General features: G+C 41.8%; 3 protein-coding genes, 1 rRNA gene and 1 pseudogene. 1 reads left to right on the top strand and 4 read right to left on the bottom strand.

The features are described from left to right. Positions 1–248, bottom strand: a 16S ribosomal RNA gene (locus A3712_RS21595); the annotation flags it as partial. A gap of 580 nt (positions 249–828) precedes the next feature. Between A3712_RS21595 and A3712_RS21590 the strand changes: the two genes are divergently transcribed. Next, a complete protein-coding gene (locus tag A3712_RS21590) occupies positions 829–1,281 on the top strand; it encodes an RNA recognition motif domain-containing protein (RefSeq protein WP_004740566.1) in 453 nt (150 codons plus the stop codon). Here A3712_RS21590 and murI read toward each other — a convergent pair. From murI to A3712_RS21575, 3 genes and pseudogenes are all read right to left on the bottom strand, one after another. Next, positions 1,244–2,050 carry a glutamate racemase gene (gene murI / locus A3712_RS21585; protein WP_063524999.1) on the bottom strand — a complete coding sequence of 269 codons (807 nt, stop codon included), beginning with the start codon at positions 2,048–2,050 and terminating at the stop codon, positions 1,244–1,246. The genes A3712_RS21590 and murI overlap by 38 nt on opposite strands. Positions 2,051–2,110: 60 nt before the next feature. Next, positions 2,111–2,776, bottom strand: coding sequence for an ATPase (locus A3712_RS21580; protein ID WP_063524998.1), 666 nt, complete (start codon positions 2,774–2,776; stop codon positions 2,111–2,113). Positions 2,777–2,824: 48 nt separating this feature from the next. Beyond that, positions 2,825–3,188, bottom strand: a pseudogene (locus A3712_RS21575) (TonB-dependent receptor); the annotation flags it as partial.

The raw sequence follows: 3,188 nt of genomic DNA, 5'->3' as shown, positions 1-3,188 counted from the left end.
CCTAGGCATATCTTGACGCGAGAGGCCCGAAGGTCCCCCTCTTTGGCCCGTAGGCATTATGCGGTATTAGCCATCGTTTCCAATGGTTATCCCCCACATCAAGGCAATTTCCTAGGCATTACTCACCCGTCCGCCGCTCGACGCCGTTATCGTTCCCCGAAGGTTCAGATAACTCGTTTCCGCTCGACTTGCATGTGTTAGGCCTGCCGCCAGCGTTCAATCTGAGCCATGATCAAACTCTTCAATTTAAGATTTTGGTGACTCAATGAATACTGACTTCAAAACTACAAAAAGTAATTTTAAAGCTATTACCATTCCAACAGAATGATAATGAATTGACTGTGCCGATAATAAATTATCGATTGGTCACTCAGTCCATTGAAATCAATGTGATTCCTAAGAATCAATTTTGATATTCATCAACGAGTGCCCACACAGATTGATAGGTTTAAATTGTTAAAGAGCGCTAGCGTTTTGTGATTTTCATCTCAGTCGCTAGGGGTGCGTACTATACTAGCACCGTTTTGAGAGTCAAGGTTTATTTTCAAACTCTTTTTTCGACCGATTTCGCTGTGTGACTTTCGTCTCACTCCGTGTCGGTGAGGCGGCATTATAGAGAGATTGAGTTAGAGCACAAGGGCTTTTTGAAATAAAAGTTTTGTTCGCCTAAAAAGCCACCAGATCCGCATTTTTCGAATAAAAACTAAACATTTGAAACGTATCACAGCAATACATTGGAAAATTGCAAGGCATGAACGTAAGATTCATGTGTCTATTTTGTTAATGGTAGATGCTTCTATTTCGTTTATTAATATGTAGTATTCCGATATGAACTCAAAAAAATCGATGTTGTTAATTGTCGCACTGGCTGTATTAGGCGGCATTGTTTTCTCTCAGGTAGATATATCGCCTGCAATTACCTTTATCCTTGGTGTCTTGGCTTCCGCTTTTGTTGTTAACTTTTCAAGCACCGACTCAAAATCAGATTCAGAAACTAAAGCTTCAACGAAAACGCTTTATGTGGGTAACCTTCCATACAAGGCGAACGAATCGCATGTTCGTGAATTATTCTCAGAACATGGTGAAGTCTTTGCAGTACGCTTAATGAAAGACAAGCGTACTGGTAAAAGAAGAGGCTTTGGATTTGTTGTTATGGCAAGTAATGATGTGAATCATGCGATCTCTGCTCTTAACGACAAAGATTACATGCAACGAACTTTAAAAGTACGTGTTGCAAATGATCCTAAGCATCCTGAAGCGGACGAATCTGAACAGAACTAAACCCTAACTGCTTCAACATACTATCTAGTGCACTTTCTTTATTGGGAAGTGCACTACAAAAAACCTCTCTCACTCCCCCTTCTTCATGACCACTTTCTAAACCCAACAACTCTTGGACTCGTTTAGCTATCGCTTTGCCCGAATCAACCAATACCACGCTTTTGCCTAATACTTGCTGAATCTCAGACTTTATTAGTGGGAAATGGGTACAGCCTAAAACAGCAACATCAATGACATTAATCATCGGCTGAAGGATTTGCTTGAGCTCTTCTATATTTATTGCCTCTCCTCTGAGCTTATCTTCGGCCATATCCACCAGCCGAGTCGAGCCCAAAAGTTCAACCCTCTTATTAATAGAAAAGTTCTTGATCAGTTCATGTGTGTATTCACGGGTGATGGTTGCCGGAGTCGCAATAAGGCCAACAGCTTTATTCGCTAATAAGGAAGCAGGCTTGATCGCTGGGACTACCCCAACGATTGGAATGACATTATTAGCACGGAGTGTAGGGAGAACAATCGTACTGGCGGTGTTACATGCAATAACAACGATATCAATAGCATGACTGTCCACGAAGCTAGCCACAATACTCTGAACTCTACTAATCAGAACCTGCTGATCGAGCTCGCCATACGGGTAAGCTTCGTTATCGAATACATAGATATAATTATGATTGGGTAATAGCTGACTTATCTCTTTATAGACAGATAACCCACCTACCCCAGAATCAAAGACCAATATATTTTTTTGTAGACTATCCGACACAACGATTACCTATATGTAGTTTCGCAGCAATAATACCCCTTCACTTAGTTTTCGCAAATCCTCACGCTATACAATGCAAGCTCGATAACGTTGATGTACAAAACGTTCACCTTGCTCTATCACTTCGAGCTCTATATCAAGCTTTCCTCTAAAGCATGGCGCAGAGGTCACTAGGGTATGAAACTCACCATCTTCACCACACGGATCAACATGGTTCGGTAAGCTTGCTATTAACTCATCGGTATATTTCAGCCCGCAGTAGCTAATATCTAATACATTATTTTCGACAGTGGCGAGAAAAGTTTCGATGCCTCTATCTATTATCTCTTGTGCTAGCACCTGACTGCTCTCTCCCATAAGAGGAAACACACACTCCCAGCCTGCAGGTTCAATATAGCTTCTTCTATAGTCCGCAATGCCGTTACAAAACATATCACCGAATGCGACGGCATCAATCGATAAGCCAGAATCTTTAAGTGCCGAGACAATCGTACTTTGGTAAACCTCGTTGCTTGGGAACACTTCCGGAAGCTCGATGGTGATAAGTGGCAAGCCGATCAACTTTGCTTGCATTGCTACTACGTCTATAGGAGTTACTTGGAAAGGGACTTCATCTCCAACATAAGTTGTGTAGAGTGCAACAACTTCATATTCGTTGCTTTCAAGTAAACGCTCGAGGGTTAGTGTGGAGTCCTTGCCTGATGACCAGCTTATGACGACTTTCTTTTTCATTGATATACCCAATAAGAAAAAACCGCCCGAGGGCGGTTTAGGTGTTAGTTAGAATTGGTAAGTAGCATTCACGTAATATGTACGCTCTGGCGATGGGTATCCACCAGCAGTTTCATACTCTTCATCTGTTAAGTTATCTACTCGACCATTTAAGGTTAGGTTTTCATTCGCATAGTAGTTAACTGAAACATCGAGCAAGCTATATGCCGTAAGATCCTCAGAGAAGTCAGGTCGTTCACCTACATATTGGTAACCTATAGAAACATCAACTTCATCGAAACTAGCCACTGCATTATATTTATAAATCTTCTTAGCTCGGCGTGTCAGCTGCTCACCAGATTGATTTTCTGGATCTTGGAAGTTGGCGCTCACTTGGTGATTGATAAAGCTGGTATCAAACCCAACAACCATT

It is taken from the genome of Vibrio sp. HI00D65 (genome assembly GCF_001635455.1).
Lineage (GTDB): Bacteria > Pseudomonadota > Gammaproteobacteria > Enterobacterales > Vibrionaceae > Vibrio.
This window is presented reverse-complemented; position numbering and strand designations above follow the sequence as displayed.